The organism is Desulfosporosinus acidiphilus SJ4, from assembly GCF_000255115.2.
Taxonomy (GTDB): domain Bacteria; phylum Bacillota; class Desulfitobacteriia; order Desulfitobacteriales; family Desulfitobacteriaceae; genus Desulfosporosinus; species Desulfosporosinus acidiphilus.
Window position 1 is genome coordinate 3,600,154 of the sequence record NC_018068.1, and the last position, 16,016, is coordinate 3,616,169.

Genomic DNA, 16,016 nt, shown 5'->3' on the forward strand with positions numbered 1-16,016 from the left:
TTTACATAAAACATTCTTTTAAAAGTCTAAGCCTTGATCTGGCTTTATTTCTCTTGCAAGTAGGTCCTAACAAGCTCTTCAATCAGCTCAAAGCGTTCAAGTTTACGAATCATTGCCCGGGCCTGATTGTGGCTGGTGATATAGACCGGGTCACCCGACATCAGATAGCCCACCATTTGGTTAATAGGGTCATATCCCTTTTCTTGTAATGCCGCATAGACTTTCTGCAGAACATCACGAGCGGATACATCTTCCCCGACAGCCTTAAACATCATGGTTTCTTCCATACGATCCATTTTCCTGTCCCCCTTTCGCTGTCCTTAGCATAACCTACTAACTATATATTCTCGCTGTCCTACTTTTTCTCCTCTATTTCTTCAGTTGACCTCGAAGAATTGTTGGCACTTTATCTATAGCCTCGCCCACCTTACCGGGATCTTTTCCGCCTGCTTGAGCCATATCCGGTCGGCCGCCGCCGCTTCCACCGGCGATTTTTGCCACTTCTTTTATAATCTGTCCGGCATGAAGCCCGCTTAAACCTGTAGGACTGACAGTTGTTACAAAGTTTACTTTTCCTTCACTGACAGCACCCAGAACAATCACACCGCTCTTAAGTTTGCCTCGTAATAGATCGGCCATCTGGCGGAGTCCTTCCATATCGGCAGCTTGGACTTGGGCAGCAAGAGCAGAAATCCCTTCAATCTCGACGACTTTGCCTAATAACCCTTCCGCTTCGTTTTTACTCAATTTAGCTTGAAGATGGGATACCTCTCGTTCCAGATCTTTAACTTGGGTCACTAAACCTTGAACGCGTTTGCCTACATCGGCCGGTTGAGCCTTCAGGGCCTGAGCGACTTCTGTTACTTGCTCTTCAAGAGAACGAAGATAAGCTAAAGCTTCTAAGCCGGCTACTGCTTCGATTCTGCGCAAACCAGCCCCAATCCCGCCTTCACTGAGTATTTTGACCAGCCCGATTTCACCGGTGCTGTGGACATGAGTCCCGCCGCACAATTCTTTACTAAAGGTTCCCATAGTTACAACACGTACTGTATCGCCATATTTTTCTCCGAAAAGAGCAGTAGCCCCGCTCTTTTTAGCCTCATCCAACGACATTTCCGTTGCATCAACGTTCATATTCTTTAAAATTGCTTCATTAATTAATCCTTCAACTGCTTTTAAATCACTAGGGGTAAGCGGCGAAAAATGAGTGAAGTCGAAACGCAAGCGTTCAGGTGTCACCAGAGATCCGGCTTGCTGTACATGCTCTCCCAGAACAGAACGCAGTGCCGCCTGCAAAAGATGCGTAGCACTGTGATGCCGTGCTGTCGCAGAACGCGCAGATGTTTTAACGACGGCTTCCACCGTTTCGCCCAAATGCAACACTCCGGTGAGGATTTGAATACGGTGATAGAAGGTACCTGTTACTCCTTTTTTTACCTCCAAGACTCGTGCCTCAGCACGGGGTGTTCTCAGAACACCCTCATCTGAAACTTGACCGCCGCTCTCGGCGTAGAAAGGAGTTTCTGAGAGAAAAATTGTCACTTCTTCGCCTTCTCCGGCATCTTGCCTTTCGTCTCCATCCACAAACAAGCCTTCGATCTTGGCCTCACATGATACTTGATGGTAACCGAGAAAAGGCGTTACTCCCAAGGCTTTGGCCCTTTGGATCAAATCCGCGCTTTCGGCGGCAGCCCTCATTTGCTGAGACTGTTCTTTAGCCCGCTGACGATGTTCTTCCGCTGAAGCCTGGAACGAAGGCATGTCCACAGAAAGTCCTTGCTCAGCTAGGATTTCTTCCGTCAACTCCACCGGGAAGCCATACGTCTCGTATAGGTAGAAAGCATCGGAACCGCCTAAAACTGTTTCACCCTTCTCGACAAGCTCCCTGACCTTTTCTTGCAGCATTTGGGTTCCTTGATCCAAGGTAGCCTGAAAGTTTTTCTCTTCTAAATTCAAATGATTAATAATAAAATTCTCATTGTCTTTCAGTTCCGGATAGGCTTGAGCATAATCTCTTTGAATAATTCGGAATACTGACTCTAAAAATGGTTTATCTATTCCGAGAAGCTTCGCATAACGAACAGCCCGTCGCAAAATCCGACGCAAGACATACCCGCGCCCCTCATTGTTCGGTCGTATGCCATCGGCCAGCATGAAAGAAATAGCCCGAACGTGATCTGCCACTACTTTCAAGGCCAGATCATTTTTAGGATTCTCCTTATACTTAATGCCTGCAAGATCGGCAACGAAATCGATAATGGGTCGGAACAAATCCGTATCGAAGTTAGTCTCCACCCCTTGCATGACTGAGGCAATACGTTCAAGACCCATCCCGGTATCAATATTTTGTTTAGGCAGTGGCGTTAACACGCCTGCTTCATCCCGATTATACTGCATGAAGACCAAATTCCAAATTTCCAAAAAGCGGTCACAATCGCACCCTACAGCGCACTCCGGCCGACCGCACCCTCTGGTCTCACCGAGATCAACATAGATTTCCGAACAAGGTCCGCAAGGACCTGTGGGGCCGGCGGCCCAAAAATTTTCCGGGTCGCCGATAATTCTTTCCGGCTTAACCCCTGCTTTCTCTATCCATAGTTGTCTGGCTTCATCATCTTCAGGATAAACGGTGATCCAAAGTTTTTCTGCAGGAATCTTCAAGACTTGAGTAACATACTCCCAAGCCCAGGGAATAACTTCCTTTTTGAAATAATCGCCAAAGGAAAAGTTCCCCAGCATTTCAAAATATGTATGGTGACGTGCGGTCTTCCCCACTTCTTCTAAATCAGGTGTCCGGACACACTTCTGAGCCGTTGTCGCTCTGGGAAAAGGTGGCTCGACGCGACGCTGGAAATATGGTTTAAAGGGAACCATGCCCGCAACCGTTAATAACAAGGTTGGATCGTCCTTGGGAATGAGTGAAGCGCTAGGTAAGATCTTATGCCCTCTCTCTTCAAAAAACTTACGAAACATGTCCCTTAATTCATTACCTGTATACATTCCTTAAACACTCCTTTAGCTTCATCCCGCTAATAAAGAAAACTTAGCTGGCGCTCACGAAGACACTGTCTTCGCACGAATTAGCATACTTGCAGACACTGTCTTCGCACGAATTAGCATTCTTGCAGCCTCCGGCGAAAGCGGCAGGTATAAAAAAATAATCTCTTCCCTGTTACTGTCAGGGACGAGATGTCTTAGAGCTGCTACCCTGCTTAATTTCGGGCTGATAAACATTTATTCTCATTGTTTTACACAAATTCTCATTGTTTCTAAAGTATATACAGGGAATGAGTTCTTTGTCAACCACCTTAAACGCGGGATGAGACAAGCTTATTATAGATGTGCTTGATCACAACCTTAATGACAGCTGCAAGAGGAACTGCAAACAACAATCCCCAAAACCCCGCTACCTCGCCGCCGGCCAACAGGACAAACATAATCCACAGCGGGTGAAGTCCAACACTGTCTCCCATCAGTTTTGGTGATATTAAATTTCCTTCAATCTGCTGAACAACCAAGATAACCAGAACTACCTTTAAGGCCATTCCCGGAGACTTAATTAAGGCTAGCAGTACTGAAGGCACGGCTCCGATGAAAGGCCCGAAATAGGGAATTAAGTCAAATACCCCACACAACAAGCCGATCAGTAAGGCATAATCCATCCCCACCAATTTTACCCCGATCCCAATAAGGAATCCAACAATTACTGCCACGAGCAGATTACCCTTCACAAATCGCCGCACGGTATGGCTTATGTCTTGCCACAAACGTCTCCAACCCATACGCTGGCGCTGAGGAACCAAGCGGAAAAATCGTATTCCGATCTTCTTCCAGTCAGCCAACAAATAGATAGTAATCATCGGAGATAATATGTAAAGCGTCACACTGGACAAAACACTGGGTAAACTGGCTATAACCTTTTTGAGCCATTCAGCAAGTAAAATTTCCCCCTGCCCAAGGTGTTGGTCTATGACGATAGCTACCCTGTTGGGCAATCCACTTTCTTTAAAATGCTCACGAAATTCATCGATTCGTTCTGACATTGTCTGCAGCGTGGCCGGCAGAATTGAAGCTAACTTACCTAGTTCCGTATAAATCGTCGGAAGTACCAGAAAGATTGTCATGGCAATAATAAATAATATTCCGGTGAAAATTATAGCAATTGATTTATTACGACTAATTCCATACCTCTCCAGCCCTTCAACAAAGGGGTTCAATAAATAGGCCAGCAAAAATCCCAAAACAAAGGGGCCCAAGATCGTTCGAACTCTTATCAGCACCAGTATTCCCAGAGCAAGGCAGAAAACGGCAAATAACCATTTCCAAGGAAGCCTCTTCCAATAGGGATGGGTTATATTCGCATTCATCAAGGATAACGCCCTCGCTCATCATAATGGTATAAAGAAAACTTGACTGGCGCGCGAAGACACTGTCTTCGCACGAATTAGCTCTTCTTGCAGTATTTAACCGTAGGTTATACTTTCAGATAGTATAAAAAAAGCGCGCCAAGCGCGCGCTTTAGCAAATCCAAATTAGATTCATTTCCTTAACTCGGATTCTAGAAACTTCATACCACGCTTCAGTCACCCGCTTTTAGGCCCTGCAAGAATCACACGAAGGCCTAAAACTGCCATCAACGTGCTACCTTTAACCTCCTTGAGGTTCGAAAAATTATTCTGCGACTGCGCTGGAAGTCTCCTGGGCTATAGACGGGTCATTCCAAGCAACCAGCGAACCGTCTTCTGCCAAATCGTAAACGACAACTTTGTCTGTCTGGGTTGTGAATTCCACACAGCAATCCCAACAATAGAACTGTTCAACCCCTACTTTACCAATGGCGCGCCCTGAGCAAACCGGACAATTCATGATTGAAAGCCCCCTTCATTTGCTTGATCCAAGGGAGATACTTGATTATCAACGATTAAGATATCTTTCCCATCGATCATGACGTGCGGCCGCAGGATCGTGCCCCGGCCATGAAGAAGGTCTGCGAAGAGTCCGTCAGAGATCTCAAAGCCAACCAACTTTTCCGCGGAATCATCAACAAAAATATCCTCAATCGTTCCTCTTGAGTCTCCAGCTTGGGTATAGACTTCGTTCCCGATTTTTTCAGACCATCGTGTTCCCTGGAGTTCTTCCAAATTCTTTTCTTGGATTGTTACAGCATCCTTGCCCACGCTCACAATGGCCCTGCGGGGAATTCCTTTCGTTGAGTGAAAAAGATGCCCGCCTTCTAGGAGAATCCCGGCAAGTTCATCCTTGGTAGTATCCAAGACCAAATCCTGGACCCACCCGACGGCGGCTCCATTTTTCAAATCCAAGACCGGCAAACCGACAATCTCACGTGAGCGACGCACCTCTTCACCTCCTAAGAAATCCTAACTATACTCTTCCCCGGTACTCAGAAATTCATTCATAAAATTGGTAAAATTAATAAACAGTTTTTGAGGTGATTTTGCCCCCGCCTACAACCAAATTTCCTTGATAAAAAACGACGGCTTGCCCTGGTGTCACTGCGCGCTGAGGTTCAGAAAAATTCACTAGGACACCGGAAGTCTTTCCGTGAGTTGAAGGAGTTACTGTTGCTTCAGCCCCGGCAGAGTTATAACGAATTTTCGCTTTAACCTTGATTGGTTCTTTTAAATCGGAAATTGAAATCCAGTTTAAATCCGTTGCCCAAAGGGAGTCGGAATAGACCTCCTGGTCTTCTCCCAAAACAACCTCATTACGAGAGGGGTTTAAACCGATAACATATTTGGGTTTTCCAAAAGCAATCCCCAGTCCCTTGCGCTGACCAACGGTATAATGAATAATCCCCTGATGTTTTCCTAAAATATTTCCCTGGAGATCTACAAAATTCCCAGGTTTAATCTTAGCGTTGGATCGCTGGCGGACAAATGAAGCGTAGTCATTATCAGGTACGAAGCAGATCTCTTGACTGTCCGGTTTGTTCGCGACCCCTAAGCCCAATTTACCGGCCATTTTACGAACTTGATCTTTCGTATACTCTCCCAAAGGGAATATTGTATGCGCCAGTTGTTCTTGATTTAACATATAGAGGGCATAGGTTTGATCCTTACGTTCATCAGAACTTTTACTTAACAGAAAGCGGTCGCTGACAGGGTCGCGTAATACTTGGGCATAATGACCTGTTGCTATGTAGTCCGCTCCCAAGCCACGAGCTTTGCGCAGCATTTCTCCGAATTTAACATATTTATTGCAGGCCAGACATGGGTTAGGAGTTTCTCCCTGCAAATAAGACTTAGTAAAATAGTCTACCACTGATTCCTGAAAATAGGAGCGAAAATTCATAACATAATGGGGTATTCCCAGTTGATACGCAACCCGCCGGGCATCGTCAATAGCCGATATAGTACAACAGCCGCCTTCTACTTCCGGTCCGGCCGATTCCCAGATCTGCAAAGTTACCCCAATCACTTCATACCCCTGTTCTTTAAGTAAAGCGGCGGCCATGGAACTATCCACACCGCCGCTCATACCAACCACAACTTTAGGCTTTGTTGTCAGAGCCATAATCACCTATTCCTTTTTTCCCTGTTTTTCATGGTAATCTTTAATGGCTGCATGAAGGGCATCGGCTGCCAGGTTGGAACAGTGCATTTTTGCCGGTGGCAGCCCGCCTAAGGCTTCGGCCACAGCGGCATTGGAAATTTCCAAGGCTTCTTCAAGAGTTTTTCCTTTAACCATTTCCGTAACCATACTGCTTGTCGCAACGGCGGCTCCACAGCCAAAAGTCTTAAACTTAACGTCTTTTATAATATCCCCTTCTACGTCCAGGTAAATACGCATGATATCTCCACATTTAGCATTCCCAACTTCGCCGACACCGTCAGCGTTTTCAATTTCTCCTACATTACGAGGATTTGTAAAATGATCCATCACTTTTTCAGTGTACATTCTTCACCCACTCCTTTATCCGTTTTTCAACAATTGCTTTGAATGATTTTCTAGTTGGCTCTCTGACAGCATCAGAGACTTTTAATTTAGATTCAATTGAGTTTGCGTCATTCGAATTTCTATGCTTGCTTTGCGTGCATCGCTTGATCGTAGAGCGGGGACATCATACGCAAACGCTCAACGATCTTCGGTAATTGTTCAAGTACATAGTCAATGTCTTCTTCGGTATTTTGACGTCCAAGAGTAAAGCGCAGCGAACCATGAGCTATTTCGTGAACTAACCCCATTGCCAGCAAGACATGGGAAGGGTCCAAGGAACCCGAGGTGCAGGCCGAGCCGCTGGAAGCCGCAATTCCAAGCATATCGAGAGAAAGCAGCAGGGACTCACCTTCAACAAATTGGATGCTGACATTGACATTGTTGGGCAATCTCTTTTCGCCCAGAGGTCCGTTGATCTTGACATAGTCAATCTTCTCAACAATGCCATTTAAAAGTTTATCCCGAAGTTTACTGAGCCGCTGAGCATCTTCAGCTATTCGCTGACCGGCAAGTTCACAAGCCTTGCCGAAGCCTATAATTCCCGGTGTATTTTCAGTCCCCGAACGACGTTTCTTTTCCTGTCCGCCGCCATAAATCCGGGGAGCAACCCGGACTCCTTTACGGATATAGAGTGCTCCGACCCCTTTAGGACCGTAGATTTTATGGCTTGAGATGGTCAAGAGATCGATATTCATGGCTTTTACATCAATGGGAATTTTGCCAAGAGACTGAACAGCATCCACATGGAAAACTATGCCGTGTTCTTTGGCCAGCTTGCCGATTTCGGCAACAGGCTGAATTGCTCCAACTTCATTGTTGGCGTGCATCATTGTAATCAGAATTGTGTCCGGGCGAATAGCCTTCTTGATGTTTTCGACCGAAACAATACCCTCTTCATCTACCGGAATAATTGTTAGGTCAAAACCGTTTTTCTCCAAATATTCGCAAGTCTCGAGAACAGCGTGATGTTCCACCGAAGACGTAATAATATGCTTGCCTTTCTTACTCAAGGCTTCTGCTGATCCTAGAATAGCCAGATTATCAGCCTCTGTTCCTCCGCTGGTAAAGGTAATTTCTGAAGGTTCAGCACCGATTAGTTCAGCAACCTGACGCCGGGCTTCCTCCAGTGCCTGTTTGGCTTCTCTGCCAAAACTATGAACACTTGAGGGATTTCCATATTTCTCAGTATAGTAAGTCATCATTAAAGCCGCTACTTCCGGATCAACCGGGGTGGTTGCACTGTGATCTAAATAAACACGCCGCATAGGCTCACTCCCTTTATTTATTGCTGCTAAATGGTCAAATATAGTACATATACAAGCTGCGTTCAGTTTCAAGCTTTCGAGCATCTTCCAGCATTGTTTCCAGCGTGATTGAATCTAAAACGTCTGCTATCGAGTTTCGAACTTTCTCCCAAATCGTCCGGGTAATGCAATATTCCGCCTTAGTACAACATTCCGGATCTTCCTCGGAAACACATTCTGTGGGAGCAATAGGGCCTTCTAAAACACGTATTATATCACCGACTTTTATTTTGTCGGGTTCTCTCCCTAATAAGTACCCCCCTTGCGCTCCTCGAACGCTTTTCACCAGTCCGGCTTTACGCAATCCCGCAATAAGTTGCTCAAGGTAATGTTCAGAAATTCCTTGCCTTTCCGCAATGCTTTTTAAAGATACGGGACCATCTCCCATATGCTGGGCTAAATCGAACATAGCCCTGACACCATATCGACCTTTGGTTGAGAGTTTCACACCCTCACCTCTTTCCAAGAAAGATTAAATGTTCTATAACCTTTTTTCAACTATATCTTATTAAAACAGTCGGGATTTGTCAAGGCTATATCCAACTCTTTTACTATTGTTTTTAGCAGGGGTCATATAAGCTTAAGGATATAGTAAAAATCTCCTTAAGCCTTGGAAAACCATGTGCTATAATTTAAGTAATACTTATGCTAAGAAAGTGTATAATGCAAGTTTAACGTTCTAATAGTACCTAGAAAGGACCGTTCAACCAATGAATTTATTCTCAGCAACCTTTGATCAACATCAAGTTGCGCCTCTCGCAGAAAGAATGCGCCCTAGAACCCTCGATGAATATATTGGACAGCGCCACATCCTTGGTCCGGGGAAACTTCTCCGCCGCGCTATTGAAGCAGACCGCATTTCTTCCTTGATTCTCTACGGCCCGTCCGGTACAGGCAAGACCAGCTTAGCTCAAGTAATTGCCTCCCAAACCACCTCGCACTTTGTGCGGATTAATGCTGTTACCTCAGGTGTTAAAGAACTCCGCGAAATAACATCACAGGCCGGCGAAGATCTTCACCTCTATGGAAAACGGACCTTAGTCTTCTGCGATGAAGTTCATCGCTTTAATAAAAGTCAGCAAGATGCCCTCTTGCCCTCTGTGGAAAATGGAACCATTACCTTCATTGGAGCAACTACCGAAAACCCCTTTTTTGAGTTAAATTCAGCACTTCTCAGCCGCTCAACATTGTTTCATTTGGAACTGCTTACTTCCGCAGAAGTTCGTCTCGGCCTGGAAAAGGCTTTAAATGACGCGGAGCGCGGCTTAGGCAGGTATAAAGTTGAAATATCACCCCAAGCCTGGGAGCATTGGTTAAATTATGCCAACGGTGATTTGCGCAGAGCCCTGAATGCCTTGGAGTTGGCCGTGATGACCACTCCTGCAGCGGAGGGAATTCGTCATATTTCTTTGGAAATAGCTGAAGAATCAATTCAGCAAAGAGCACTGCGTTTCGACAAATCCGGGGATAACCATTATGACATCATTTCCGCATTTATTAAAAGTATGCGTGGTTCGGACCCCGATGCCGCTCTCTATTGGCTCGCTGTTTTGCTGGAAGCAGGCGAAGACCCTCGTTTTATTATGCGCCGAATTATCGTTCATGCTTCAGAGGATGTCGGCCTTGCCGATCCCCTGGTTATGCTTCAGGCGCAGGCCGCCGCCAATGCCTTGGAATGGGTTGGGATGCCAGAGGCAAGAATCCCGATGGCCCAGGCGGTCTTAGCCATTGCAACCGCACCTAAAAGCAATAGCACTGTGGAAGGCATCGACAACGCTCTTGCCTATGTAAAAAAGCATCCCACAGGGGAGGTTCCCCTCCACCTGCGAAGCAGCAACTACCCAGGTGCCGATAAATTAGGCAATGGTCAAGGATATCTCTATCCTCATAACTATCCCAATCACTGGGTAAAGCAAAGTTACCTTCCTTCCCAGATCCAGGGACAAGTTTTTTACACTCCCTCAGGTATGGGAAAAGAACCTTCGAAAGATTAAAAAAGGGGGCTCTTCACACCATCCCAAGAGCCTCCCGTGGAGAGTATCTTCAGAGACACTCGGCCAATTGCACGCTGCGGGAGTATGGGGAGTGAACTCGTTCCGCTAAAGCTGAACATCAGAGCTTCGGTGACGAAAGTATCCTGTTGGACAGTTTCGCCGAAAGCGCCTAGTCAATAACAAATGCTATTGTGCTGAAGGATGGCCTCTATCCACCTTGCTCATCGTCTCGGCCGATGTCAGGTTAGTCTCACTTAAGCTAGAGAAAAGTATAAAACCTAAAGTAGTCCTGCTTGATCATATTTATAAAGAGAGACCGCCGAAATCTTAGGATTTTCAGCGGTCTCTCTTTGGCTGTTTTTCAACAACCTGGTCGTCTAAGAACTTATTTTACAGACTCGTCTGTGTCTATTCTTGATTTGTTTTAGAATTTGAGTTGAGCTTCAATCATTTTCACGAGGTCGGGTTTTCCGCGGAATCCTACGATTTTTTCTACCAACCTGCCGCCTTTAAAGATCGCAAGGGTAGGAATGCTCATAACTCCATATTGGCCGGCAATAGGTCCATTCTCATCAACATCGAGTTTCCCGATGACCATTTTACCAACATAAGAATCTGCCAACTCTTCAACCACCGGTGCTACCATTCGGCACGGACTGCACCATGGAGCCCAAAAATCTACTAAGACCGGTTTGTCAGACTTTAATACTTCCGAGTCAAAATTTGCTGTCGTAAAGGTTTTTACATTTGCACCTGCCATGATAATCCCCCCATTTAAATTAATTTAAATTAGTTACTTAATAAATTTGCTGAGCACCCCGATTAGTTCTTCAATAGCACCTTCCTGATCATTGCTTTCAACAGCGTTACGCATACATCCGCGAGAATGATGTTCAAAAACAATGGTACCGACTTTGTTAAGGGCAGCACGCACTGCCGCGACTTGGATCAGCACGTCGACACAGTACTTGTCGCTCTCAACCATACGCTGGATTCCCTTAACTTGACCTTCAATTTTTTTAAGTCTGCGCAGGAGATCTTCTTTTGATTCTGCATAAGTCGTTGAATTTATCATACCGTATTTCCTCCGATACCCTAAGGGGGTAGCTACAATGCTATTATATCTAAGCATCACGGTTATGTCAAATAGTTCCCCGAAAAATTCAAGAGTATTATGCCGGATAATTTGCAGGCAATGATTCTCTAGGTGTAAGTACTATTTTAAAACTATTTTAAAACTATTTTAATACTAAGCTCCTTCAATTGCTTCTCCGCTACAGGTGACGGTGCATGAACCATTAGATCCGAGGCACTTTGTGTTTTCGGGAAGGCAATAACATCTCTAATGTTATCTTTTCCAGTGAGGAGCATGATCATACGATCAAGTCCAAAGGCAATCCCGCCATGAGGAGGTGTTCCAAATTCAAAGGCTTCCAGCAGATGTCCAAATTGAGCGACTGATTCCTCCTCGGATAATCCTAACAGCCTGAATAGCTGCTCTTGAACTCCCCGGCGATGAATCCGAATACTCCCGCCGCCAAGTTCGGTACCGTTGAGAACCATATCATAAGCTTTAGCCCGTACCTTGAGCGGTTCTGTCTCTAAAATCGGCAGATCTTCATCCATGGGCGCAGTAAACGGATGGTGAATAGCGACATACCGTTTTTCTTCCTCATCATACTCCAAAAGAGGAAATTCCGTGACCCATAAGAAATTAAACATATCCTCAGGGATAAGATTCATTCGTTTAGCAAGTTCTAAGCGCAGATGTCCCAAAGCATCACAAACAACGGAGTACTTATCGGCAACAAAGAATAAAATATCTCCGGTTTCCGCCTTTGTAATATCGATCAAGGCTTGCATTTCTTCTTCCGTGAAGAATTTCGTGATAGGAGATTTGATTCCTTCCTCGGAAAAGACAATCCAGGCTAAGCCCTTCGCCCGGTATGCACCGACGAATTTTCCCAGATCATCTATTTCACGCCTGGGCATTCCCGCGCACCCTTTGGCACAAAGGCATTTTACGCTTCCGCCATTGGCCACTACATTGGCAAATACCTTGAACCCCGACTTTCCAACGATTTCTCCCACATCAATGAGTTCCATGCCAAAGCGCGTATCCGGTTTATCCGAACCATAGCGGTCCATCGCTTCTTTATAGGTTAGGCGCGGGAAAGGCACTGTGATGGAATTGCCGATGGTTTCCGAGAAGATTCTAACCATCAGCTGCTCCATCATAGCAAGAATATCTTCTACTTCTACAAAAGACATCTCAACATCAAGCTGAGTAAATTCCGGCTGCCGGTCTGCTCTAAGATCTTCATCCCGGAAACAACGGACGATTTGGAAGTATTTTTCCAATCCCCCAACCATCAGCAATTGCTTGAATTGTTGCGGAGACTGAGGCAAGGCATAAAATTCTCCCGGGTGAACGCGGCTGGGAACAAGATAATCTCTGGCCCCTTCAGGTGAAGAATTAACAAGCATCGGTGTTTCAATTTCATAAAAACCCTGGCTGTCAAAAAAATTGCGCATGACTTGGGTTACTTTGTGCCTTGTTTTAAATACAGCTTGCATTTCCGGCCGGCGCAAATCAAGGTAACGATATTTCAATCGCACGGTTTCATCCACATCAACCTGATCAACAAGATAAAAAGGCGGTGTTTTAGCTCCGTTTAAAATTTCCAGCTGAACTGCCAGGACTTCAATTTTTCCGGTGGCTAAATTGGGATTGACCATCCCTTCAGGGCGGGCAATGACTTGTCCTAAAATCGAGACAACATATTCTGAGCGGAGACTTTCCGCTAAACTAAAACTTTCTTTCATTTTTTCGGGGTCAAAAACGACTTGCACAAGACCTGAGCGATCCCGAAGATCAACAAATATCAAGCCCCCATGGTCACGGCGGCGCTGAACCCATCCTAACAGGCGTACCTCTTCGCCCACGCGGTCTAAATCTAACTCTCCATTGGGAACGCGTTCTGAAAATACTGTCATTACTTAAACTCCTCTCTGGTACTTCGAATAAACTACTTCAATGGCTTTAGGCAAAGGAACTTCGGTCTGTTCGCCCGATGTTAAATCTCTTAAGAGAAGAACCTGTCGCTCCAACTCCTCTTCTCCGAGAATAAGGGCAAACTCAGCGCCCTCCCGATCGGCAGCTTTCATCTGCGCTTTTAAGCTGCGGCCCAGAAGATCCATCTGGACAGGGATGCCCTTCCCCCGTAAAGCATTCATAAGGGCAAATCCTTCATTTTGAGCTTTATCTCCCAAAGCAACCAGCATGGCAAAAAGTTTAGGCTTAGCCTCGGGAAATTTACCCTGAACTTGCAGGGCAGCTAAAACCCGCTCTAACCCCATGGCAAAGCCAATGCCCGGAGTGGCAGGACCCCCGATTTCTTCCACAAGGCCGTCATAACGCCCGCCTCCGCAGATGGCGCTCTGAGCTCCGATTTCCTCCACCATGACTTCAAAAGCTGTTTTAGTATAGTAATCCAGACCTCTAACCAAGCGGGGATTGACTTTATAGGATACTCCCGCACCGGATAAGAGGCTGAGCACGTTATCAAAGTGCGAACGGCAGCCATCACAAAGGGTGTCTAACGTCGTCGGCGCTCCTTCAGTTACTGCCTGACAGTGAGGGTTTTTGCAATCTAAAATCCGCAGAGGATTTCGTTCATAACGTTCCTGGCAGTCCTGACACAACTCGGACTTACGTTCCTCCAAGAACTTATGCAATTGCTCCCGATGAGCGGCCCGGCAAGTCGGACATCCTACCGAATTAAGATGCACTTCCAAGCCAGACAGTCCGAGCCTCTGATATAAATCCCAAACCAAACAAATGACCTCGGCATCTACTAGGGGTTGATCAGCCCCTAAGACCTCCACTCCAAATTGATGAAATTGACGAAATCGTCCGCTTTGAGGGCGTTCATAACGGAACATCGGCCCTTGGTAATACAACTTAACAGGCAGAGGCTGTCCATAGAGTTTGTCCTCAACATAGGCACGGCAAACAGAAGCCGTTCCTTCCGGTCGTAAGGTCATGGACCGATCACCTTTGTCTAAAAAGGTATACATTTCTTTCTTGACAATATCGGTGGTTTGTCCTACCCCTCGCTGAAAAAGTTCTGTCGCCTCAAAGATTGGCGTCCGAATTTCTTCATATCCATAGTCTCGACAAACTCTGCGAATCGTTTCTTCGAGATAGTGCCACTGTTCAATGGTCCCCGGCAACAAATCCTGCGTACCTTTGGGTCGTTGAATTGCCATAGTTCTGCCTCCTTCTGTTATTAAAGAAAATACAACTAAAGGTTATACTTTCCGATAGTTTAAAAAAAGTCCTCGTTCCTTGCTTTGCGCAAGGGACGAGAACTTCTCGTGGTGCCACCCTTATTGACGGAATTCATCCGCCCACTTTTTAGTCGTTAACGAGACCAGCCGCAGTGTCAGCTACTCCCATTTGGCTGTCCCGCTGCGTATCTCTCAGGCTAGTTCCAGTCATGCTAGCCCTCCCTGTAGAAAGTTATACACAGAAGCTTCCAGATGGTTTTCGTGAATAGCTAATACTTTAACATTTAACATGTACATAATAGTTTATCCATTATTTTAACAAATAATTGCTATTTGTCAATGGAACGAAAAACAGCCTGTTATGCAACACTTTTCAGAATGTTACAACAAAAAAGGATTATCTCGTTTTTCCTCTCCGATACTTGTCTCTTCCCCGTGACCGGGCAGAACTCTTGTATTATCAGGCAGAATAAAAAGCTTCTCTTTAATCCCGCCAAGAAGCAATTCCATGGAGCCTCCCGGAAAATCTGTTCGTCCGATTGAACCGGCAAAGAGAGTATCGCCGCTGAATAATCCTTCCGGACTCCAGAAACATACTCCTCCCGGGGAATGACCGGGGGTATGAATGACCTTCAAATGTTCCTTGCCCACAGCGATTTCCTGTCCGTCCTCCAAGAGGAAATCAGCGCTCTTAAGGACGACTCCCGGACCGAAATAGCTGGAGAGATTTTTTTTGCCGTCCGTTAACATTTCCGCATCTCCTGCATGAATGCCGACTCGGACTGTTCCTAATAAATTTCTAAGTTCATCCACCGCTCCAATGTGATCAACATGCCCATGGGTCAGCAAAATATAGTCAACTTGGAGACCTTTCTCTTGCACCCATCTGTAAATCCTTTTCCCATCAGCCCCCGGGTCAATGAGTACGGCTTTCTTGCTATCCATACAGGCATAGAGATAGCAATTTGCCCCCATGGGCCCCACTGCCTGTCCTTCAATCATTGACTTAACCTCCCTCTAGAACGTTTTCTCACTGTCTAAGAGAATAGTCACCGGCCCATCATTAATCAGTTCTACGTCCATTTCCGCTTGAAATATACCGGTTTTAACAATGAAGCCCTTGCTGCGAAGCCCTTCTGCCGTCTGCTCAAAGAGAACCCTCGCCCTGTCCGGCGGCGACGCTGCCGTAAAGCTTGGCCGTTTCCCGCTCCGGCAATCTCCGTAGAGGGTGAACTGGGAAACCAGCAAAATTTCTCCCCCAGAATCTTGGAGGGAACAATTCATTTTTCCTGCCTTATCTTCAAATATCCGCAGACCGCCAAGTTTATCTACCATCCACGCAATATCGGATTCACCATCCTTCAGGCCCACTCCTAAGAGCACCAAGAGCCCGGCAGAAATTTCCCCCACTGTTTCACCCTTTACTTTAACCGAAGCGCGTTTAACACGCTGAACAACACTGCGCATG

General features: G+C 46.0%; 16 protein-coding genes. 1 reads left to right on the forward strand and 15 read right to left on the reverse strand.

The genetic code is table 11. The features are described 5' to 3' along the window. Positions 1–44 precede the first annotated feature (44 nt). The 9 genes from DESACI_RS16465 to DESACI_RS16505 form a co-directional block, all read right to left on the reverse strand. A complete protein-coding gene (locus DESACI_RS16465) occupies positions 45–296 on the reverse strand; it encodes an IreB family regulatory phosphoprotein (RefSeq protein WP_014828329.1) in 252 nt (83 codons plus the stop codon). Positions 297–369: 73 nt separating this feature from the next. Continuing rightward, entirely contained in the window at positions 370–3,000 is a 2,631-nt protein-coding gene (alaS, locus tag DESACI_RS16470; protein ID WP_014828330.1) for an alanine--tRNA ligase, read from the reverse strand. Positions 3,001–3,308: 308 nt separating this feature from the next. Further along, positions 3,309–4,367: an AI-2E family transporter gene (locus DESACI_RS16475; RefSeq protein WP_014828332.1), complete on the reverse strand. Its 1,059-nt coding sequence runs from the start codon at positions 4,365–4,367 to the stop codon at positions 3,309–3,311. Between the two features lie 304 nt (positions 4,368–4,671). Next, a complete protein-coding gene (locus DESACI_RS16480; RefSeq protein WP_014828333.1) occupies positions 4,672–4,866 on the reverse strand; it encodes a hypothetical protein in 195 nt (64 codons plus the stop codon). Continuing rightward, a complete protein-coding gene (locus tag DESACI_RS16485) occupies positions 4,863–5,357 on the reverse strand; it encodes a PRC-barrel domain-containing protein (RefSeq protein WP_014828334.1) in 495 nt (164 codons plus the stop codon). Before DESACI_RS16485 ends, DESACI_RS16480 begins: the two co-directional genes overlap by 4 nt. Before the next feature lie 73 nt (positions 5,358–5,430). Next, the gene (gene mnmA / locus DESACI_RS16490; protein WP_014828335.1) at positions 5,431–6,534 is read right to left on the reverse strand and encodes a tRNA 2-thiouridine(34) synthase MnmA; all 1,104 of its coding nucleotides are present in this window, start codon (positions 6,532–6,534) and stop codon (positions 5,431–5,433) included. Between the two features lie 6 nt (positions 6,535–6,540). Next, the gene (gene nifU, locus DESACI_RS16495) at positions 6,541–6,918 is read right to left on the reverse strand and encodes a Fe-S cluster assembly scaffold protein NifU (protein WP_014828336.1); all 378 of its coding nucleotides are present in this window, start codon (positions 6,916–6,918) and stop codon (positions 6,541–6,543) included. 119 nt (positions 6,919–7,037) lie between these two features. Then, entirely contained in the window at positions 7,038–8,222 is a 1,185-nt protein-coding gene (gene nifS, locus DESACI_RS16500) for a cysteine desulfurase NifS (RefSeq protein WP_014828337.1), read from the reverse strand. 34 nt (positions 8,223–8,256) lie between these two features. Then, entirely contained in the window at positions 8,257–8,709 is a 453-nt protein-coding gene (locus DESACI_RS16505) for an RrF2 family transcriptional regulator (protein ID WP_014828338.1), read from the reverse strand. A gap of 262 nt (positions 8,710–8,971) precedes the next feature. Here DESACI_RS16505 and DESACI_RS16510 point away from each other — a divergent pair, with 262 nt between their 5' ends. Next, complete coding sequence (locus DESACI_RS16510) at positions 8,972–10,255, forward strand: replication-associated recombination protein A (RefSeq protein WP_014828339.1); 1,284 nt, start codon at positions 8,972–8,974, stop codon at positions 10,253–10,255. 424 nt (positions 10,256–10,679) lie between these two features. Here DESACI_RS16510 and trxA read toward each other — a convergent pair whose 3' ends face one another. The 6 genes from trxA to dtd all read right to left on the reverse strand — a co-directional run bounded on the left by trxA (position 10,680) and on the right by dtd (position 16,015). Next, positions 10,680–11,015, reverse strand: coding sequence for a thioredoxin (gene trxA / locus DESACI_RS16515; protein ID WP_014828340.1), 336 nt, complete (start codon positions 11,013–11,015; stop codon positions 10,680–10,682). Between the two features lie 33 nt (positions 11,016–11,048). Further along, positions 11,049–11,330 carry a metal-sensitive transcriptional regulator gene (locus DESACI_RS16520; RefSeq protein ID WP_014828341.1) on the reverse strand — a complete coding sequence of 94 codons (282 nt, stop codon included), beginning with the start codon at positions 11,328–11,330 and terminating at the stop codon, positions 11,049–11,051. A 152-nt stretch (positions 11,331–11,482) separates the two neighbouring features. Continuing rightward, entirely contained in the window at positions 11,483–13,252 is a 1,770-nt protein-coding gene (aspS, locus tag DESACI_RS16525) for an aspartate--tRNA ligase (RefSeq protein WP_014828342.1), read from the reverse strand. Between the two features lie 3 nt (positions 13,253–13,255). Then, on the reverse strand, positions 13,256–14,527 hold the full coding sequence (gene hisS, locus DESACI_RS16530; protein WP_014828343.1) for a histidine--tRNA ligase: 1,272 nt from the start codon (positions 14,525–14,527) through the stop codon (positions 13,256–13,258). A gap of 402 nt (positions 14,528–14,929) precedes the next feature. Continuing rightward, complete coding sequence (locus tag DESACI_RS16535) at positions 14,930–15,550, reverse strand: MBL fold metallo-hydrolase (RefSeq protein WP_014828344.1); 621 nt, start codon at positions 15,548–15,550, stop codon at positions 14,930–14,932. Positions 15,551–15,565: 15 nt separating this feature from the next. Then, a complete protein-coding gene (dtd, locus tag DESACI_RS16540; RefSeq protein WP_014828345.1) occupies positions 15,566–16,015 on the reverse strand; it encodes a D-aminoacyl-tRNA deacylase in 450 nt (149 codons plus the stop codon). Position 16,016 lies beyond the last annotated feature (1 nt).

Coding starts and splice junctions, on each gene's coding strand:
- DESACI_RS16465 (WP_014828329.1), bottom strand. CDS start 296: ATGGATCGTATGGAAGAAACCATGATGTTTAAGGCTGTCGGGGAAGAT.
- DESACI_RS16535 (WP_014828344.1), bottom strand. CDS start 15,550: ATGATTGAAGGACAGGCAGTGGGGCCCATGGGGGCAAATTGCTATCTC.
- trxA (WP_014828340.1), bottom strand. CDS start 11,015: ATGGCAGGTGCAAATGTAAAAACCTTTACGACAGCAAATTTTGACTCG.
- mnmA (WP_014828335.1), bottom strand. CDS start 6,534: ATGGCTCTGACAACAAAGCCTAAAGTTGTGGTTGGTATGAGCGGCGGT.
- alaS (WP_014828330.1), bottom strand. CDS start 3,000: ATGTATACAGGTAATGAATTAAGGGACATGTTTCGTAAGTTTTTTGAA.
- DESACI_RS16510 (WP_014828339.1), top strand. CDS start 8,972: ATGAATTTATTCTCAGCAACCTTTGATCAACATCAAGTTGCGCCTCTC.
- DESACI_RS16480 (WP_014828333.1), bottom strand. CDS start 4,866: ATGAATTGTCCGGTTTGCTCAGGGCGCGCCATTGGTAAAGTAGGGGTT.
- DESACI_RS16475 (WP_014828332.1), bottom strand. CDS start 4,367: ATGAATGCGAATATAACCCATCCCTATTGGAAGAGGCTTCCTTGGAAA.
- nifS (WP_014828337.1), bottom strand. CDS start 8,222: ATGCGGCGTGTTTATTTAGATCACAGTGCAACCACCCCGGTTGATCCG.
- DESACI_RS16520 (WP_014828341.1), bottom strand. CDS start 11,330: ATGATAAATTCAACGACTTATGCAGAATCAAAAGAAGATCTCCTGCGC.
- hisS (WP_014828343.1), bottom strand. CDS start 14,527: ATGGCAATTCAACGACCCAAAGGTACGCAGGATTTGTTGCCGGGGACC.
- aspS (WP_014828342.1), bottom strand. CDS start 13,252: ATGACAGTATTTTCAGAACGCGTTCCCAATGGAGAGTTAGATTTAGAC.
- nifU (WP_014828336.1), bottom strand. CDS start 6,918: ATGTACACTGAAAAAGTGATGGATCATTTTACAAATCCTCGTAATGTA.
- dtd (WP_014828345.1), bottom strand. CDS start 16,015: ATGCGCAGTGTTGTTCAGCGTGTTAAACGCGCTTCGGTTAAAGTAAAG.